General features: G+C 58.1%; 14 protein-coding genes. 11 read left to right on the forward strand and 3 right to left on the reverse strand.

Annotated elements, in window-relative coordinates; translation table 11 throughout:
- The first annotated feature begins 3 nt into the window (after nucleotides 1-3).
- Genes Q1A89_RS21260 through Q1A89_RS21300 form a run of 9 tightly spaced genes read left to right on the forward strand, consistent with a single transcriptional unit; the run spans nucleotide 4 to nucleotide 9,951 of the window.
- Nucleotides 4-417 carry a hypothetical protein gene (locus Q1A89_RS21260; protein WP_299211155.1) on the forward strand — a complete coding sequence of 138 codons (414 nt, stop codon included), beginning with the start codon at nucleotides 4-6 and terminating at the stop codon, nucleotides 415-417.
- An 18-nt stretch (nucleotides 418-435) separates the two neighbouring features.
- Nucleotides 436-3,456, forward strand: coding sequence for an ATP-binding protein (locus Q1A89_RS21265; RefSeq protein WP_299733384.1), 3,021 nt, complete (start codon nucleotides 436-438; stop codon nucleotides 3,454-3,456).
- A complete protein-coding gene (locus Q1A89_RS21270) occupies nucleotides 3,453-4,352 on the forward strand; it encodes a hypothetical protein (protein ID WP_299733385.1) in 900 nt (299 codons plus the stop codon). Before Q1A89_RS21265 ends, Q1A89_RS21270 begins: the two co-directional genes overlap by 4 nt.
- Nucleotides 4,349-5,083: a hypothetical protein gene (locus tag Q1A89_RS21275; protein ID WP_299733386.1), complete on the forward strand. Its 735-nt coding sequence runs from the start codon at nucleotides 4,349-4,351 to the stop codon at nucleotides 5,081-5,083. Before Q1A89_RS21270 ends, Q1A89_RS21275 begins: the two co-directional genes overlap by 4 nt.
- The gene (locus Q1A89_RS21280) at nucleotides 5,080-5,685 is read left to right on the forward strand and encodes a hypothetical protein (RefSeq protein WP_299733387.1); all 606 of its coding nucleotides are present in this window, start codon (nucleotides 5,080-5,082) and stop codon (nucleotides 5,683-5,685) included. Before Q1A89_RS21275 ends, Q1A89_RS21280 begins: the two co-directional genes overlap by 4 nt.
- A gap of 13 nt (nucleotides 5,686-5,698) precedes the next feature.
- Nucleotides 5,699-5,947 (forward strand): hypothetical protein, encoded by a 249-nt coding sequence (locus Q1A89_RS21285; RefSeq protein WP_299733388.1) that lies wholly within the window; start codon nucleotides 5,699-5,701, stop codon nucleotides 5,945-5,947.
- Nucleotides 5,940-7,091 carry a hypothetical protein gene (locus Q1A89_RS21290; RefSeq protein WP_299733389.1) on the forward strand — a complete coding sequence of 384 codons (1,152 nt, stop codon included), beginning with the start codon at nucleotides 5,940-5,942 and terminating at the stop codon, nucleotides 7,089-7,091. Before Q1A89_RS21285 ends, Q1A89_RS21290 begins: the two co-directional genes overlap by 8 nt.
- Nucleotides 7,092-7,108: 17 nt before the next feature.
- Nucleotides 7,109-7,663, forward strand: a complete 555-nt coding sequence (locus Q1A89_RS21295; RefSeq protein ID WP_299733390.1) for a hypothetical protein — start codon at nucleotides 7,109-7,111, stop codon at nucleotides 7,661-7,663.
- Complete coding sequence (locus Q1A89_RS21300) at nucleotides 7,660-9,951, forward strand: DotA/TraY family protein (RefSeq protein WP_299733391.1); 2,292 nt, start codon at nucleotides 7,660-7,662, stop codon at nucleotides 9,949-9,951. The genes Q1A89_RS21295 and Q1A89_RS21300 overlap by 4 nt, the downstream gene beginning before the upstream one ends.
- Here Q1A89_RS21300 and Q1A89_RS21305 read toward each other — a convergent pair whose 3' ends face one another.
- From Q1A89_RS21305 to Q1A89_RS21315, 3 genes are all read right to left on the reverse strand, one after another.
- Nucleotides 9,952-10,329, reverse strand: a complete 378-nt coding sequence (locus Q1A89_RS21305; RefSeq protein ID WP_299733392.1) for a hypothetical protein — start codon at nucleotides 10,327-10,329, stop codon at nucleotides 9,952-9,954.
- A 673-nt stretch (nucleotides 10,330-11,002) separates the two neighbouring features.
- Nucleotides 11,003-13,486, reverse strand: a complete 2,484-nt coding sequence (locus Q1A89_RS21310) for an ATP-binding protein (protein WP_299733393.1) — start codon at nucleotides 13,484-13,486, stop codon at nucleotides 11,003-11,005.
- A complete protein-coding gene (locus Q1A89_RS21315) occupies nucleotides 13,483-14,208 on the reverse strand; it encodes a response regulator transcription factor (protein WP_366524521.1) in 726 nt (241 codons plus the stop codon). The genes Q1A89_RS21310 and Q1A89_RS21315 overlap by 4 nt, the downstream gene beginning before the upstream one ends.
- 235 nt (nucleotides 14,209-14,443) lie before the next feature.
- Between Q1A89_RS21315 and Q1A89_RS21320 the strand changes: the two genes are divergently transcribed.
- Together Q1A89_RS21320 and Q1A89_RS21325 are read left to right on the forward strand one after the other, a co-directional pair.
- The gene (locus Q1A89_RS21320; protein WP_299733395.1) at nucleotides 14,444-15,466 is read left to right on the forward strand and encodes an ABC transporter substrate-binding protein; all 1,023 of its coding nucleotides are present in this window, start codon (nucleotides 14,444-14,446) and stop codon (nucleotides 15,464-15,466) included.
- 94 nt (nucleotides 15,467-15,560) lie between these two features.
- Nucleotides 15,561-17,732, forward strand: a complete 2,172-nt coding sequence (locus Q1A89_RS21325; protein WP_299733396.1) for an iron ABC transporter permease — start codon at nucleotides 15,561-15,563, stop codon at nucleotides 17,730-17,732.
- Nucleotides 17,733-17,736: the final 4 nt, after the last annotated feature.

The following is a 17,736-nucleotide window of genomic DNA, read 5'->3' on the forward strand; positions in this document are numbered from 1 at the left end:
ATTATGATCAGAAGAAAGCCCCCCACCCAGACCCGCCGTTCGTGGCGACCTGTCATCGTCCGCTCTGCGCTCTCGCTCGGTTTTGGAACGCTTTGGGCTACCCAGGCCTTTGCGCAGACCTTTGGCGACATCTTCACCGAGATGCGCTCAAGCCAGCTTGGACCCGCGGCTGACATTCTCGGCACGATCTCTTTCGTGCTCGGCGTCGTCTTCGCGATCATGGCCGTGATGGCGATGATCAAACGCTCGCGCAACACCAATGACAATTCGGTCGAGTCAGGTCGCATCCTGATGCTCTCGATTGCCGCGGCCTGCATGGTCGCCATCCCGACCTTCCTGAATGTCGGCGTCGCGTCGATCTTCGGCACCGGTGCCAACCAATCCTCCGTGGACGGCCAGCTCCGCTCGCTGAACTAGAAGGGGGCGTATGGATCGATGGTCGCATTCTGGCACCAGGCCGCTGCCCATCTGGGCCGAGGATCGCTGAAAGCGTCTCTGGACGGCTATTGCCGTCTGGAGACCGCCCATGGCGACACCGCGCTTGTCGCCGATGACGGCTCGATGGTGTCACTCTTCCGGCTCGACGGGTTCCGCTCGCTGCCGGGAGAAGAAGACGTGACCGAGGCCTGCGACCGGCTGCGGGTCGGTCTCTCGCCCTTCTTCTCCAAACCGGGACTGGCGTTGCAGTTCTGGTTTGGGCACTCGCCGGAACTTGGCACCCGCGAGGTCGAGACCATTATCGATGACAGTGCGCGTGTTGCGCGCGATAATGCGCTCGACCTGCATGATTTGCTGGATGAACGGCGCAAGCTCTTGCCCTCCAAGCTCTATGGCGAACGGTGCTATCTCGCGCTGTGGTCGCGTCCGTCTCTGCTGACCGCTGAAGATCGCAGCGCCAGTCAGAAGCAACGTACTAAGGTCTTGAACGCCGCGCCGCCGATCTCGCTCGGTCAGATCCCCGATACTGCCCTTGAAGGTCTTGCCATCCGCCACGACAGTTTTGTCACGGCCCTGGGACGCGAGTTCGGTGCGGCCGGCATCGCGCTTGATTTGCTGGACAACTACGAGGCGCTGAACGCGATCCGCAAGATCGTCGCGCCCGACACCTTAGGACTGAACCATCCTTGGCGAGCAACGCTGCCCGGCGATTATCTCAAAGCGCGACTGCCGAGCCTTGGGCGCAGCCTCAAGCGTAAGGATATCTCCAATCTCGTTTGGCCCAAACTCTCCGAGCAAATCTTCACCGACCATGCGGATGTGATCGACGGCAAGATCGTTCGCATCGGCAACAGTGTGTTTTCAGGGTTTGACATCGTGCTGCCGCCTGAGATCGTCGTGCAGTTCAACGAGTTGATCCGCCGCGTCATCGCGAACGGCACCAAGATCTCATGGCGCTGTTCGATCCTGATGGAAAGCGGCGGCTTTGCGGGCCAAGTGTTTCGCGAGCAGCTCGCGAGATTGCTGGCCTGGACCGCCCCCACGCACAATGGACGTATCAAGGAGAGTTTCGAGCGGCTGCGGCAGACGGATGGCGACGGAAACACAGTCATCCGCTGGCGTGCTTCCTTCGCCGCCTGGGCGCCCGCGGACGAAGTCGGGCAACTGCGCGCCCATGTCTCCTCGCTGCAAGAGATGGTCAAGTCCTGGGGCAATTGTCACACCAACGCGGTTGTCGGCGATCCACTCGACTGTGTGATGTCCTCCGCGCTCGGCCTCTCCACATCCTCCACTGCTGAAAGCTGTGCGGCTGATCTATTGGACGTGCTCGCCATGGCCCCCATCGTGCGCCCTGCTTGCCCATGGGAACGCGGGTCGATCATTTTTCGGACCGCCGATGGCAAGCCGTTTCCGTACCAACCGGGGTCGTCAAAACAGAATGCCAGCGTCGATATCATGGTCGGCACACCGGGCTCCGGCAAATCGGTGCTGATGAACGCGATCAATCTCGGCGTAGCACTCTCGCCGCAATCGGGCAGGGGCGGGGACAACCAAGCCATCCTGCCGCGCATCGCCATCATCGATATCGGACCGTCATCGTCCGGATTGATCAGCCTGATCCGCGATGCCTTGCCACCCAACAGACGCCATGAGGCGATGTTCCATCGGCTCAAGATGGTTGAGCGTGATGCGGTCAACCCATTTGATACTCAACTTTGCTGCCGCAGGCCCTTTGCCCATGAACGCTCGTTTCTGGTGAACCTGATCGCGCTCATCTGTACGCCGGAAGATGCCGATGCGCCTTATGATGGCATCTCACAACTCGCCGAAGCCTGTGTCGATGAAGCCTATCGCTACTATTCAGACGAGGTCAGCCCGAAGCGCTATTCGCCAACGATGGATTTGAAGGTCGATGACGCGCTCAAGAAACATCACTTCGAGGTCGATGAGGAAACCAGCTGGTGGGAGATCGTCGATTTTCTGTTTGCAAAGGGCGAGCATCATGCGGCGGCACTCGCACAGAGATTGGCCGTGCCGATCCTCGGCGATCTCATTCCGATCTCGAACGCCGAGACCGTGCGTGAGCCCTTCATCGAAATGCGGGTGCAATCGACCCAGGAACCGATGGTCGGCGCATTCCAGCGCCAGATCACGGCGGCGATCAAGCAATATGTGATCCTGTCCAATCCAACCCGGTTTGATGTCTCCAACGCCCGCGTCGTCGCCTTCGATCTGGCCGGCGTGACCGAAGCCACCGGCAAACGCGGCCGCAAGCAAACCGCCGTCATGTATATGATGGCGCGTCAGACACTCACCTCGGACTTCTGGCTCGATGAGGATGAGATTAAAGCCTCTGACCTGCCCGAAGAGGTCCGTTCGCACCATCTGCTGCGCTTCCAGAACAACCGTCAGATGCCCAAGCGTATCTGTATCGACGAATACCATCTGACCGGGGGCCTCGGCATTCGCGACCAGGTGGTCGCCGATGTCCGCGTGGGCCGGAAGGCGGGGGTCCAGATCTCACTCGCGAGTCAGCTGATCGGCGATTTTGATCATTCGATCCGCGAACTTGCAACCAACATTTTCCTCTGCAACGTGCCGACCGCCGAAAGCGTGCGCACCGTCATGGACACCTACGACCTGCCCGCCAGCCTGAAACCGGTGATCAGCCGTTTGACGGGACCCGAACCGGGCGAGGGCGCACCGATCGTCGCGATCTTTAAACTCAAGTCCCAGACCTATGTGCAGCATTTCTATAACCAGCTCGGACCGATTGAGCTTTGGGCACTGTCGACAACAGCAGAAGACACGGCTCTGCGCGCGATCCTTTATGAGCGGCTCGGCAGTCCCGAAGCGCGGCGCATCCTGGCGCGGCGCTTTCCGGCGGGATCAGCCAAATCAGAAATCGAAGCGGAACTCGAAGGCCTGATGTCATCGGGCCAGATGATCGACGACTCCGTGCGCTCAAACGTCATCGCCCGCATGGCCGATGATCTTGTGAAAGGGGCTTTTCAATGATTTTTCTGCTGCAACCGCCGCATAAGCGAAGCCGGTCGCCATTGCCGATCTACACGGGCGCACTGCTTGTCATCATGTGGGCCTTCGCCGCCTTGGCGCAGGATACCGAAAAGAACAACAATCCCGGCGGCGACATCCCGGTTCAGCAACTCTCCTTCGCACGCAATGATCAGCAAGCGCTCAGCATCGCGCGGCGGATGTATGGCCGTGACTTCGCTTACGTAAAAGCGGTGCGGGTCTGGCTCGAAGCCCCCAACGATGATCCCGAGCAGCTGTTCCTTAAAATTGGCAAAAGCCGCAATTGCGACACCGAATGTTTCAACGTCGCGCTGTTCCACAACGAGAAATGGCTGGAGATTTATCGCAGGCCAGCCACCGACGCACTTGGGCTATCCGCCGTCACGCCAACGGGCATGCGCTCGATCATCGAAGATGGCCGTGTCTGGACCTGGAACACGCAAAGCTACACCCCGCAGCCCGATCAAAAGGACCTTGTGGAACGCGCGGCCACTGAAGACGAACTGGCACTCGTCAGCAAGGAGCTTGGCGCGAACATCGATCAGACCACCGCGACCTCCTTCGGCCCACCGGAGGTCAGCGTCTATGACGTCGACATCCTCGAAGGCGGCGAGAAGATCATCGTCGTCCGCTCGCCTTATTTTTGTGGGCAATCCACCTGTCCGGTCTTCCTGATTAACAATATCGGTCAGTCCTACCGGATGATCCGGGCGCTTGAAGGCGTGGTCGGTCTCTCGCGGACCCTGCGGGACGAGAACGGATTTCGCGGGATTGAGACACTCTCCCGCAACGGGGTAACTGTGATCTCGCCCTCGACGGGCAAGCCGATGGAAACGATCCCGATCCAACAGGTCGCCGTGGCGGGGACGGTGAAATGATCCCTCGCCGAACCCTGCATACTCTGGCGCTCGCGCTCGCCTTATGGGCCACGGCAGCACTTGCCAACGAATACGCCGACCTGATCCGGACGCAGGAATCCGGCGGCAATTACGGCGCGCTCAATTCGCAAGGCGGGACGGCCGCTGGCGCTTACCAGATCACGGCCGGAACCTTGGCCAGCCTCGGCTATGTCCGCCACACGGGCGGCTCGCGCGGCAGTTGGAGCAACTATGAGTGGACATCGCAGGCCACCAGCCAAGGCGTGTCGTCGCTGAGCGGGTTCTTGAACTCGCCGTCAGGACACGCCTTGCAGGACCAGGCCTTCAACACGCTGACCACCCGCAATCTCTCCGCCCTCTCATCGCAAACACGCGGTTTGGCCGGCCAAACCATCAATGGTGTGACCTTCACCGAAAGCGGACTGCTGACAGCGGCCCACTTTCTGGGGGCGGGCGCGCTCAATGACTGGGTCGAAAGCGGCTTCGATCCAACGGTCTTCCCGCCGGAATATCTGACCGCCAACGGGTTCAGCTCTTACGATGAGCTGCAGTCTCACCTGATGAACCGGATCGGTGGCGCGTCCGGGACGACCTATGCGGGCGGTGCTGGCACGGGCGGCACGTTTGAACAGACCGAAGGTTTTCCAGGCCTTGGTGCCAAACGACCCATCCTTATTCGTGAAACACCCCCGTTCCAGGGGGAACGGACAACCCTTGGAGGGACCCAATGACCAGACCACGCAAAGACCGGACCCAACCTTGGATGATCGCTGCTCTGCTCGCAGGGTTGATCTTATCTGGCGCGCCCAGAGCCCACGCGCAGGCCAATGATCAGATCCTGCAGCTGTTTCCCTCTGGCGGACAGGGCTGCACCGATACCGTGAAGCTAAACCTCACCAACGCGATCCGATCGGGCATCGAGGCCGAGGTTCTGCGCGGCGAAGAGGCGCTCAAGAGACCACACTCCATTGCAGCCTTGGGATGTCTCGACAATCTGTTCGACGTCAATCTCGACATCGCGATCCAGGTGCCGAACCTTCAGGGCATCTTCCAGGCCGCGGTCAGTCAGGCACAGGGACAAATCTGCTCCTTCGCGCAGGACAGGATGAACGAGCTGACCGCGCAGATCACCAACCTGTTGCAACTCCCAAGCTTCAACTTTCTGCCCATTGGCGGTCTGACGGGCAATGCAACGACATCGATTGGTGGGGTGGATTTGAACACCGGTGGCGGCCAGACGGGGCAGGGGGTCACGGTCAACGGGACGACGGTCAGTCCCAACAATCTCGATGCGGTCTATGAGCTGATTTACGGAGGCGGCAGCGGTGGGTGATCTCATATCAAAAATGACCTTGGGCAAGTGGATCGCCTTGGCCGTCGTGCTCGCCGTCGTCGCATTCGTTCTGCTGACGCAGTTCACGTCATTTCAGGTGCCCAAATCACTGACCGGGGGCAAGCAAGAGCCTGCGGTCCATCAAGGCATCCAGCCGCAGGGTCCGACAACGACCAGAACCAACCTCGACGAGGTCAATGACATCATCCGGGGCAAGAACAGCAATGATCAGAGCGAGGGCACCGCAAATGAGAATGAGTAAACCGACATCACCGCTTCGCAGCGCGGCCCTCAAGACCACGGGTCTGAGCGAGGCTCTGTCCGTCTGCGCGACCGCCTGGCTCATCACGCTCGCAACCCCCAGCTATGCGTTCGGCGGCTGTTCCTGCGGCGGCGTGCAGAACATCGTCCGGACAGCCCGGATCAATGTGAACAACCACACCACAGAGGTCGGTAACTATATCGTCGACAACATCCTGCGCGGCGTCGCCCAGCTTTCCGCCTATTCCAAGCGCGAGACCGAGGCGGCAAAACGCATCGCCGAAGGGAGGGACCAGAACGCCGTTTTGCTTGAGCGGCAAAAGATCAGGGCCGCCGCCGAAGGCGGACGTTACGATCCGGCCACGTCCGCCTGTATCGATCTGTCGGGTGTTCTCAACTTCGGGGGAGGACAGACCAGCCAGGGCGTTGGCGGCATCGATATTGCGAACCTGTCCCGCAACCGGTCCTACGGGAACGGAACAGCAGGCGCGCCGGTCCGCTCCGGCGGTCTGGCGCTTGCACAGGAAATCATGGTGGATCGCGATAACCTCCGAAACGTCGGAGGCTTCGCCGATCCCACATCCGATGTGCGACTTTTGACCGAGGCGATCACCCTCGACACGTCCGACCAACAGGTGGCACAGGCCTATGCGCGGATGATCAACAACATGGTTGATCCTCTGCCGCCGAAACCAGTCACGACGGAAGAGGCGCAAACACCGACAGGCCTGGCCCGGATCGCCTCACGGCAAGTCGATGCAACGCGCCGGTCTGCGTCTCATGCGGTCTTCACCTATCTCGGCGACATTGCGACGCCCACCGGCGGAACGGAACTGGCAGACTGGGCGCGCAACGCGGCCGGACCGGCCTATCCCAATGCTGTTGGTGACAAGGTCTCGTCTCTTCAGGCGGTCGACATCTTTGTGCATTCCCGATTTGCCAATCCCGACTGGCACCAATCCATCGCAAAGATGTCACCCGATGCGGTGATGCGCGAGCTTCTCCTGACACAGGCCCTCGATCTGCACGTCAATTGGATGCGCTTTGGTCTCGAGCGACGTGTGGCGGTCGTGGAGGCTGCAAGCCTGGCGTCGACCATTGACGGAACCGAGGGTGCGGGCGGCGGTGCGCCGCTCGGCAACTAGCGGTTAGAGGCTTGGAAATGGCGCGTGACAATAACGATGAACCCAAGAAGAGCCGCACACGCCGCGCGGCCGGGTTCTTCGCGCGCCGTGGCCGCGTCGACAAGGCCTTTGAGGCGAGCAAGCTGGGCGCGGACTTCATCGGCGATCTTGCCGACCGGGTCAGGCCCAAACCGCTCGACCCGAGGGGCCTGACCGGGCGCTATGAGGATGGTGGCATCCAGCGGTTCCAGGAGATGGCAGGGTCCATGAGTGAAACCGAGTTGGATCGTCAATATCAAGGCTGGCGAACACAGCGCGCCTGTTTTCAATATGCCGGTCTCATCGCCGCTCTGGCGATCCCCTTGGGCCTTCTCTTCTTCGACATAAGCCGGGTTTTTGTGATCAGTCTGATCGCGCTGTTCCTGTTCTCGATGTTCCGCGCAGTGCGTGCTGACTTCTTCGCCTGGATCATCGAACAGGGCCGGTTTGGCGGGTTTTATGATTACATGACCACGCGCCTGCCGCGGAACATGCAGATCATCGTGCCGAGCCGGAATCGCGATCAGGTGCAGAAGCGCGAGCTCAACCGATGAGGGCGGGGACCAGCCTTGCGATCGCGGCCACTCTCCTTCTGGCATCAACTGACGCCAGTCTCGCGCAAGAGATCAACATCCCGGATATTTTCAACGGCACGGGCGATGATCGGTCCAACACCTTCTTCAATCTGATCTTCGGTGATCTGTTTCCGGGACCCGCCGCAAACAACCGCACCGTGATCTCGCTGCTGATGCTGTCCTTCAACATCCTGTTCCTGGCGGTCGGCGCGCTCTTTCTGCTCTACAACATCTTTCAGGGTACGTTGGATTCCGCCCATGAGGGGGTCGTGCTCGGCCAGAAGTCAACGATCTGGGTGCCGATCAGGATCCTCACGGCCTTCGCCCTGCTGATCCCGCTCGATAATGGCTATAACGGCATCCAGCACGGCGTCTCTTATGTGGTCCGCGCGGGCACGGCCGCAGGGTCGTTCTTCTGGAACCAGACAGCGGACCTGATCGTCTCGGACGAAGTGCCGATCGTGGGCACGGACTACGTGGGGTCTGATGCGCGGTTCCTGCAACAGCTCTGGCGCATGGAATTCTGCCGTGCCGCCTACAATTTTGAGGTCTCCAAAGGTGGCGATCTGCAGCTCGTCAGCGGCGGTATTTGGTCAAACTTGCAACCGGCACCCGGCACAGGTCTGATCGACGGCTATACGCCACAAATCCTGACCTATTCGACACCGACCATCACGAGCGCCTGTGGCTCCGTGACATTGCCAGCGGCCACGGCCGCGTTGAAGCGCATCAGCCCATCAACGAACATGGATACGATCAACACCAGCATGCGGAACCTGATCGACATCCTGCGCACCGAAATGCGTGGGTCAGCTGAAACGGTCGTGGCAAAGATATCAGCGCGTGAACCGGTTCAAGCCGGTGATATTCCAGACCTTGGCACCATGATGCGTGTTCTGCGCCAACAGCACTCCGCGATCGTTAATCCCATCGTGAACCCAAACGCCCTTTCGACATTGGTTCAGAGCGAGAGTGGGACGCCGATCAGCCAGCAAATCCAATCCATTGGTAGTGACGGGTCCGGTGCTTTATCCGCACCAACAGCCATTTCGGGTGATCTCAGAACTGGCGGCTGGATGATGGCCGGCTCCTACTACATGCTCATCAGCAAGATATCCGGCGATGCCAATGCCGTCGCGAGTATGTTCCCGACGGCAACACCCGGCACGTTGATCTCAACCACACTGAGCGGCGGTGTTCAGAACACGATCGCATCAGAACTTGGCCAGCAATATTGGTTTCAGAGTAATGCGGATCGGGATGCACAAAAGATATTGGCCAGCATCGGTGCGAGTTACAATGCAAGTGTGTCGGCTTGGAACGAGGCGGCGGCGATTGCGGGTCTTCGTGAGTTCATCACAGAGCGCGCCTATGCCGGGGACGATGCGTCATCCCCGGAAAACTTCCTGCCACCACCGACCAATTTGCTAGCAGGTATTCGCCTGCTTTCTCCGGAAACCATAACTGTCGATCCCATGATCGGATTGATGGCCTACGCATCAACGTTTTTGACATTTGCCATAGCCGTCATCGGTATCTTGGCGACCGCATCGGCTGTTCCGGTCGTGGGGTCGATTCCTGCGACGCTCGCCTCACTGACAAGTGGTCTTTTTCAGATTGGAATTTTTGCAGCCATCTTCGTCGGCTTTATCCTGCCCTACCTTCCAGCCGTCATCTGGTTGATCGCGATTCTGGCCTTTATGCTTCTGGTGATCGAGGCCGTGTTCGCCGCACCTCTTTGGGCCGTCGCGATGCTCTCAATGGACGGACACGGCATTTCCTCTAACATCTCCCGAAAGGGTTGGTCTCTTCTGTTGATGCTGTTTTTAACACCGCTGCTCATGATCTTTGGCTTCTTGCTGGGCATGGTCCTGTTCCGCATCGCAGCCTTCTCGCTGAACGGGATGCTGTTCGCCGCACTCAGTTCGCAGATGGCCGCAGATCCAGGTGCATTCGGTGCGCTGTCGAGCTTCCTGACTATGGCCGTACTGACTGTCTTTGTTGGTATCCTTTATGTGGTGATCATCGATTGGTCCTTCAGCCTGATCAACGTATTCCCCGCCCGCGTATTCAAATGGATCGATGGGATTGGCGACGATTTGGGGGCAGGGACAGCGATGACCGCAAAGGCAGCCGGGGTCGCGGGATCATATCAGGGTGGTGCTGCGACGGGCGGACTGCTGGGGTCTGCGGGGAATGTCGGATTGGCCAATCACAGAAGCCGTCAACAACGTCAGATTGGCAACAAGGCGTCGAAAGACAAATAGCTATCGCCGGAAGAGGGTCATCGCAGCGAAAATCGCGATGCCGCCGTGATTAGGCTTGTAAGGCACGTACACCGGATCCCCATAACCTTCGCGGTTCACGGTGAGGTGTAGAACCGCATATACGCAGAGCAGCTGAAGGCAATAGATCGGCTCCGAGACCAGATGGGCGCCCATCGCAACAATACCATCAAGGAAACCAAAGTACTCCGAGTGGCTGTGCTGCCAACCGCCGGCAAATGCTTCCAAGTACCCAAGCAAATGGATCATCGCGCGCCAGAAATAGATCATCAGACCAACAGCCAACCATTGGCCACCAAGATGCACCCAGTAGCCGGTCTTGCTATGCGTCTGCCGAGTCTTTTTGAACCATTTGAACATATCGCATTATGGCATGAAGCGCGGATTTTGGCCAGAGGATGGGTTCATATGTATCGAGACACATAACGATACATGCGGCTTACTCTCCGAGTTTCACATTGCGCCATTTCTGGCCGGAATGATCTTTGCGATCTTTGAACTTACGGCTAGCTTAGTTCCAACGACCAAATTGTGAGAAGGGAGGATTGTGTTGCTCAAGGTGCTGAGTTTACCGTAAAGTCGACCTTGGCTTGACAACTGCCCCATGACTGAAGTGCGGGACAAATCCAACCTTGCCGCTTGCCCAACTAATGGCCGCTTTTTCAGATTACCGATCCCGCGAAACGCAGCTGGGCGTAAGCGGACCTTCGCTGCAAATGCGAGAACTTCCCGACCTTTCTACCAAAGCTGCCATTCTGGAAAAGTGGGTTACCATCAAGCCCATGTTAGTTCCGATCCGTTCCGTGACTCGCGCCACGGGCGCTTCCACTCTACAGAGCCGTGAGGCGTCTGAACATGGCATTGGTCAGCTGGAGCTTGCGTTGAACTCTTGGTTCGATTTCTGCGATGCAACGGTTTGCATCTAGCACTCCACCTAAGTGTGTTTGACGCTCAAGTTCGAAAAATCGGTTCTATTGCTAAATCCACCGCAATCTGGAACGCTGTTTTTTGCACCAAATTCCTTTGTGCAATTTCACTTTAGGATCTTCGAAAGGCTTTCCGAACACACTGGTTTTTCTATGAATAGAACACTGTCCGACTGAACAGCGCGCAGCGATGATTTCCCACTGATCAAGATGCGCTGCGTGTCTGGGTCGTGTTTTTCTAGTGAGGTCAAAACATCCAGACCGTCTTTGGCGCCTCCAAGTTCAAAGTCGCTGACAAGAAGGTCGAATTCTCCTTGTTTTGCTAACCGCAGCGCCTCTTGTGCGGTTGAGCAGGACGTCACCGCATAACCAAGAAATTTCAACGCTTTGGCTGTTGTTTTCAAGTCGGTTTCATTGTCGTCCAATAACAAGGCACGTCCTGCACCGCGCACCTGAGTGGCGCTGCCGTGGGTATCAACACATGGCAAACGAACCGTCACGCGCGTGCCCTTGCCCTTCTGGCTATCGATGTCCAGCTTGCCGCCGCTTTGATTGATAAAGCCATAGACAATCGACAGGCCAAGGCCGGTTCCGCCGTCCCTCGCCCGGGTCGTAAAGAACGGCTGAATGGCCTTTTCTTGGGTGCTTTTCGACATTCCCGATCCTGTGTCGGACACGATAATTTGCGTCCCGCCGCCCTTGGTCTTGGTTAAGGTGACGCGGATGGTTCCTGCGTTTTCGATGGCATTGTTGCTGTTCAAGACTAAGTTCACGATCGCCGACTCAAGCTGGCCGGGGTCCGCAAGGACATTTAGTGGTTCGGCGGCGGGAACGACCTCAAGCGTGACATTGGGTTTGAGCCCGATCTCAATAAGTTCGACCATGCCCTCGACCAGTGCGTTCAGATCAAAGACCTCTGGTGAGAGAGGCTGTTTGCGCGCAAAAGCCAACAGACGGTCGGTGAGCGCCGCGCCGTAGTCTACGGCGTTTTCGATGGCAGACACATTGGCCGTTTCCGACCTGGTGTCATCCAGTAGGTGCGCGTGGGTGCGGATGGTCGACAGGATATTGGCGAAGTCGTGCGCCGTGTCGCCAGCCAGTTTGCCAAGTAATTCGATCCGATCAATCTGCGCAACCCGTTCCGCAACGCGATGCTGTTCGGTCACATCCGAGATCAGCCACACGCGGCCTTCATCCGGCAAACGACTGGCGCGGATTTCCAGCACATCACCTTTCGCGGAGTCCAGAACCAGATGGCCCCGATGTTGCACGCTAAGACCGGCGTCTTTGGCGCTGCGCCCAAAGGCAGATCGATAGAGCCAGTCGACGAAGGACTCTCTCAGGTTGCCGATATCCAAGATGCGTTCGAATGCAGGGTTGGAGGCGGTCAGTTTGCCCGTACTGTCGGTAATCGCGATGCCGTCGGTGATGTTGGCAAAGACCTTTTCGAACAGTGCGTTGCGTTGATCGAGCTGGCGATTTGAGCGGTCCAATCGCAAAGCGTTCGCGCGAAAGCTGCGAAAGGAGCGGAACAAATCGCCAATCTCGTCATCACCACCCAAACGGCGCGGCAGAACGCTGCTGCGGTCTCCGTTGGCAAGGCGCACCATAGCTTCAGAGACGCGGCCCACGTTGAAGGCCACGTAGCGCGACACATAAAGGGCGGCGACCAAGGCAAGACCAAGGGCGGCGAGGCTGATGGCGGCCACAGATACCCGCGTGAATTGGATCGTGCTGGAAGACGAGCTGCGTTCTTGCGTCAAGACGGCTTCGGCTCGTTTGGCAAAGTCAGTTGCCAGTTCATTGATGTGGTTGGCGTCACGCCGGATGCGGAAAAGTGCGTTCTGCGCATCAAGGGTTAGGTCCAGTTCTTGGCGTCGCAGCTCAAAGATGCCGACATCGCCTCGAACCAGTGTGTTCAGACGGTTCAGATATAAGGTTTGCGCAAAGGTCATTGGTCCATCTGATGCAAGTTGAGCTTTGCGTCGGAAGTGGCGCTGTTCTTCACCGACGCCGATGAGATTATCCGCATAAGCCGCATTCAACGCATCCGCATTCATGCTGTGCAGCGTCCACCATGTGAGCCGTTCTTGCGTTTCTGAGGCCTGATCTTCGACGCGCAAAGTCACGTCTTCGCGCAAGGTGCTCAGTTCAGCGACACGGGCACGCACCACAGCCTGCACTTGGTCCAGTGATTGGGACGCTTTGACCAGATCACGGATGCCGTTTTCCATCTCAAGCGTAAGCGCGCTTAGCGCTTCGCGGTCGGTTTCCGTCGTGCTCGACGTCGGCCATTCGTCCCGTACCTGCGCCAATACGTCCAACAGCTTTTCACCCTCCTGCTGGATCAGAAAATTGGATCGTTGGTTCAACAAGTAAGGGGCCGAGGTCGCAAGGTCGGACGAGCGTTTGGACAGATCAATCGCTTGCGCCACCTGACCGAGCGATTGTTGATGCAGGTCTTGAAGGCGCGCATCGACTCGCTGCAAGGCAATCCATGTCAGCGAGCTGATACAGACGATCGCCAGCGCTAACAGCCCAAGGGCGGTCCATAGACGCCCGCGTACAGACCGGGGGATCAGCCGCATCATCGGCTCGCGCGCGCACTGTCGGTGACGAAGATATAGCCTTGCCCCCGCCGCGTTTGCAGGTGCACGGGTTTGGACGGATTTTCTTCGATTTTGCGGCGCAACCGCAGGATCAGCACATCCACAGTGCGGTCCACATATTTGGTCAGATCGCTGCCCAGTTCGGTCAGCAATTCGACCCGCGGGATGATCTCGTTTGGGCGTTTCAGGAAATAATCCAAAAGGCGGTATTCAGCGTTTGTGAGCGATATTTCGGTGTTGGCCTCGTCAAATAGGATGCGTTGCTTTTGATCCACCGTTAGCCGTCCGAAAGACACGCGGCTTGGGTCAATGTCTGCGCTTGGGCGGTCTTCGGATTTGCCATAGCGACGTAGGACAGCGCGGATACGGGCGACCAATTCGCGCGGGTTGAACGGTTTGAGGACATAATCATCGGCGCCAATTTCAAGCCCAACAATCTTATCGGTTTCATCGCCGCGTCCCGTCAGCATGACAATCGGTAAATCCTGCGTGCGGCGGATGTCCATTGCCAGCGTCAGACCGCTTTCATCGCGCAATTGCAGATCGATCAGCACAAGGTCGAGCGCGGTGTTGGCCTCTGCGGCGTGATATTCTGCGATATTGGCCAGCGGCAGGGGATCAAACTGATTGTCCGCCAAAAGCGCCACCAATGCATCACGCATCGACGCTTCATCATCCACAATTCCGATCTTTGGTCGCGACACGCTCGGCCTCCCTATTGGCATGTTTTAGCACCAAGTCAGCCGCGCCGTCGCAACCATAATTGTTTCGATTGTTACAATCATGCGGGGGGATTGTAACCTTGTTAACGAGGATACCCGCTCTCTGTAGCTTTGTTCATAAGCCTTGTATGTCCCCTATTTGAACGGGTCCTTAGGGGTAACGGGGCATAGCCGCGTGGAGGAACGTCGGCGTGCAAGAACTCTAAGGGAGGAAGACATGAAGAAACTTGGATTAATTTCAGTTGCCGCATTGATGGCATCCGGAGCTGCCGCTTGGGCAGATGAACTCAGCGTTGTGTGCAGCGCCGAACAAGACTGGTGTGACCTGATGGTCTCAGCGTTTGAAGCTGAAAACCCAGACATCGACGTTTTGATGGTGCGCAAATCAACCGGTGAAACGCTGGCGCAGATTCGCGCAGAGGCCGGTAACCCAAAGATTGACGTCTGGTGGGGCGGAACCGGTGATCCACACCTGATCGCGGCCGAAGAAGGCCTGACACAACCCTCTGGCGTCGACACAAGCGAATTGCTTGGCTGGGCGCAAAACATGGCCGAAATTTCCGAAGGTCGTGCGATTGGCATCTATGCGGGTGCACTTGGCATTGCCTACAACACCGAAATTCTGGCCGAAAAAGGCATTGCAGCTCCGGAATGCTGGGCTGATCTGGAAGCCCCGCGTTTCATGGGTGAAATTCAGGTGGCGAACCCCAACAGCTCGGGCACGGCCTACACCGAACTGGCGACATTCGTTCAGCTCTTTGGCGAAGACGAAGCCATGTTGAAACTGGCGGCGATTGGCCTGAACGTAAACTCCTATACCAAGTCCGGCTCTGCCCCATCCAAGGCGGCGGCACGCGGTGAAACCGGTGTCTCCATCGGCTTCATGCACGACATGGTGAAACTGGCCGCCCAAGGCTTCCCGCTGGCGATCGTCGCCCCTTGCGAAGGCACCGGCTACGAAGTGGGTGCGGTGTCCATCATTGAGGGTGCACGCAACCTTGAAGGTGCGCAGGCATGGGTTGAATTCGCTCTGAACGCGGACACTCAGTCCCGTGCGCCAGAAGTGGGTGCGTTCCAGGTTCCGTCCAACTCAAACGCACAAGTTGCGCCTGAGTCTCCAGACCTCGCCTCGATCAAGCTGATTGACTACGACTTCGCCACATATGGCTCCAGCGACACCCGTGGTCGTCTGTTGGCCCGCTGGGACGAAGAAGTCGGCGATCCAAACCCAGAGCAGTAAACCTTCCGAACTCTTGGCCCGCCATGTTGTTGGGCCAAGGGACATTGATGCCTTGCTTTAGGCGGGCATCACCCTACTCAAGCGGATAGATAAAATGAAAAAGACAGTCCTCATTTGGCTGGCTCTCGGGCTTGCCGGTTTTGTTTTGCTGCCCTGGCACATGACCGATGACGGTCTTTTGGACCCAAGCTGGATCACCGACGGCGTTGCCGCCACGGGCCTGTTTGGCACCTTGGCCGGGCAATGGTGGTTGGCCCCTGCCGGGCTGGCGCTGGTGATCGCAATGATCCTGCAACTGACCGTTGCCGAACCCGTCAAACGGGCGAAATTGACCCTTTCAGCGTCGATTGCGGGTCTGTTTTTCATGGCCATGCAAGGGCTTATCATTGTCCGGGCCGGGCCGCGTTTCTTTGAAGGCCTGCTGACCGGCGACGTGATCATGGCCGGACAGGCGGGCATGGGCGCGGGCGCGGGGATTTGTGCCGTCGCGTTGCTGTTTGCCGCCACCATTTCGCTGTCTCAATCGGGCAAAGGGCAAGGCGACGCCTTTGTTGTCAGCACCATTGGTCTGATCATCGCGCTTGTGGGCATTTTCGTTTTCTTCCCCGTGATCCACATTCTGGTGCGCGCGTTTGAGGTCGAGGGCGGCTATTCCCTGACCGAGTTTTTCCCACGCTTATTTAGCGCTGACATCTGGGGCCTTGGCTGTCTGATCGGACCGCGATCTTGTGGGGTGGCGATCAACTCGCTGTTCCTTGGGGTGATGGCGGGTCTGGGAACGACCATCCTCGGCCTGACATTTGCACTGATTTTCACCCGTACCGATTTTCGCGCTAAAAAATTCCTGCGCATCCTGACTGTGTTGCCGATCATCACACCGCCTTTCGTGATTGGCCTTGCGCTTATCCTGCTGTTTGGCCGCGCGGGCACTGTGACCGAATTTTTCGCCGATATGCTAGGCTGGGAAAAAACCCGCTGGGTCTATGGCTTCTGGGGTGTCTATTTCGCACAGCTTCTGTCCTTCACGCCCATCGCGTTCCTCGTTCTGATTGGCGTCGTCCAAGGCGTTAGCCCGTCGATGGAGGAGGCCTCCCAAACACTCGACGCTGACCGTTGGCAGACCTTCCGCTTTGTGTCCCTGCCGCTGATGCGCCCCGGTCTGGCCAATGCGTTCTTACTTGGCTTCATCGAAAGCATCGCAGACTTCGGCAACCCCTTGGTCTTGGGCAGCGGGTATGAGGTCCTCTCGACCGAGATATTCTTTGCCATTGTCGGCTCTGTCGCTGATCCGGCCAAGGCTGCGATCCTTGCGATTGCGCTGTTGTCACTGACCATGTCCGCCTTCATCGCGCAGCGTTTGTGGCTTGGCAAAAAGTCCTATGCGACGATTACGGGTAAGGCCGACAGCGGCCAGAACGCGGCGCTGAATCCTGTGCTAAAGGGGTTTTGCTATGCCATCGCATTGCCATGGGCGGCGCTGACGCTGATTGTCTATTCGATGATCATCTTCGGCAGCTTCGTGAAACTCTGGGGCTACAACCACAGCTTCACGTTTGACCACTACATCCGTGCTTTTGGCGTTGATTTCGCCAATTGGCGGCTGACGGGCGTGGCGTGGGACAGCTATTTCACCACCCTGACGATTTCATCCATCGCCGCCCCGCTGACAGCCATTGTCGGTCTGGCCACGGCATACCTGCTGGTGCGTCAGAAATTCGTTGGCAAGGATGCCTTTGAGTTTTCAACCATGCTCAGCTTTGCCATTCCGGGCACAGTGATCGGCGTCAGCTACATCATGGCGTTCAACTTCCCCCCGATTGAGCTGACGGGCACGTCGATCATCCTGATCATCGTCTTTGTCTTCCGCAACATGCCCGTGGGCGTGCGCGGTGGCATCGCGGCGATGAGCCAGCTGGACAAAAGCCTCGATGAAGCCTCCATCACCCTTGGCGCGAACAGTTTCACCACGGTGCGCCGTGTGATCCTGCCGCTGATGGGGCCGGCTATTCTGGCAGCCCTCACATACAGCTTTGTGCGGGCGATCACGTCCGTCAGCGCGGTGATCTTCCTTGTCAGCGCCAAGCACAACATGGCTACGGCTTTCATCGTCGGGCGGGTTGAAAACGGTGAATTTGGCCTCGCCATCGCGTATTCGGCTGTGCTGATTGTCACGATGCTGGCGGCCATCCTTCTTATGCAACTACTGGTCGGAACGCGCCGCTTGCGCCGCACTGACCGTGTCCAACAAGCCGCGAAACCGGCGTGAGGTA

It is taken from the genome of uncultured Tateyamaria sp. (assembly GCF_947503045.1).
Classification (GTDB): Bacteria; Pseudomonadota; Alphaproteobacteria; order Rhodobacterales; family Rhodobacteraceae; genus Tateyamaria.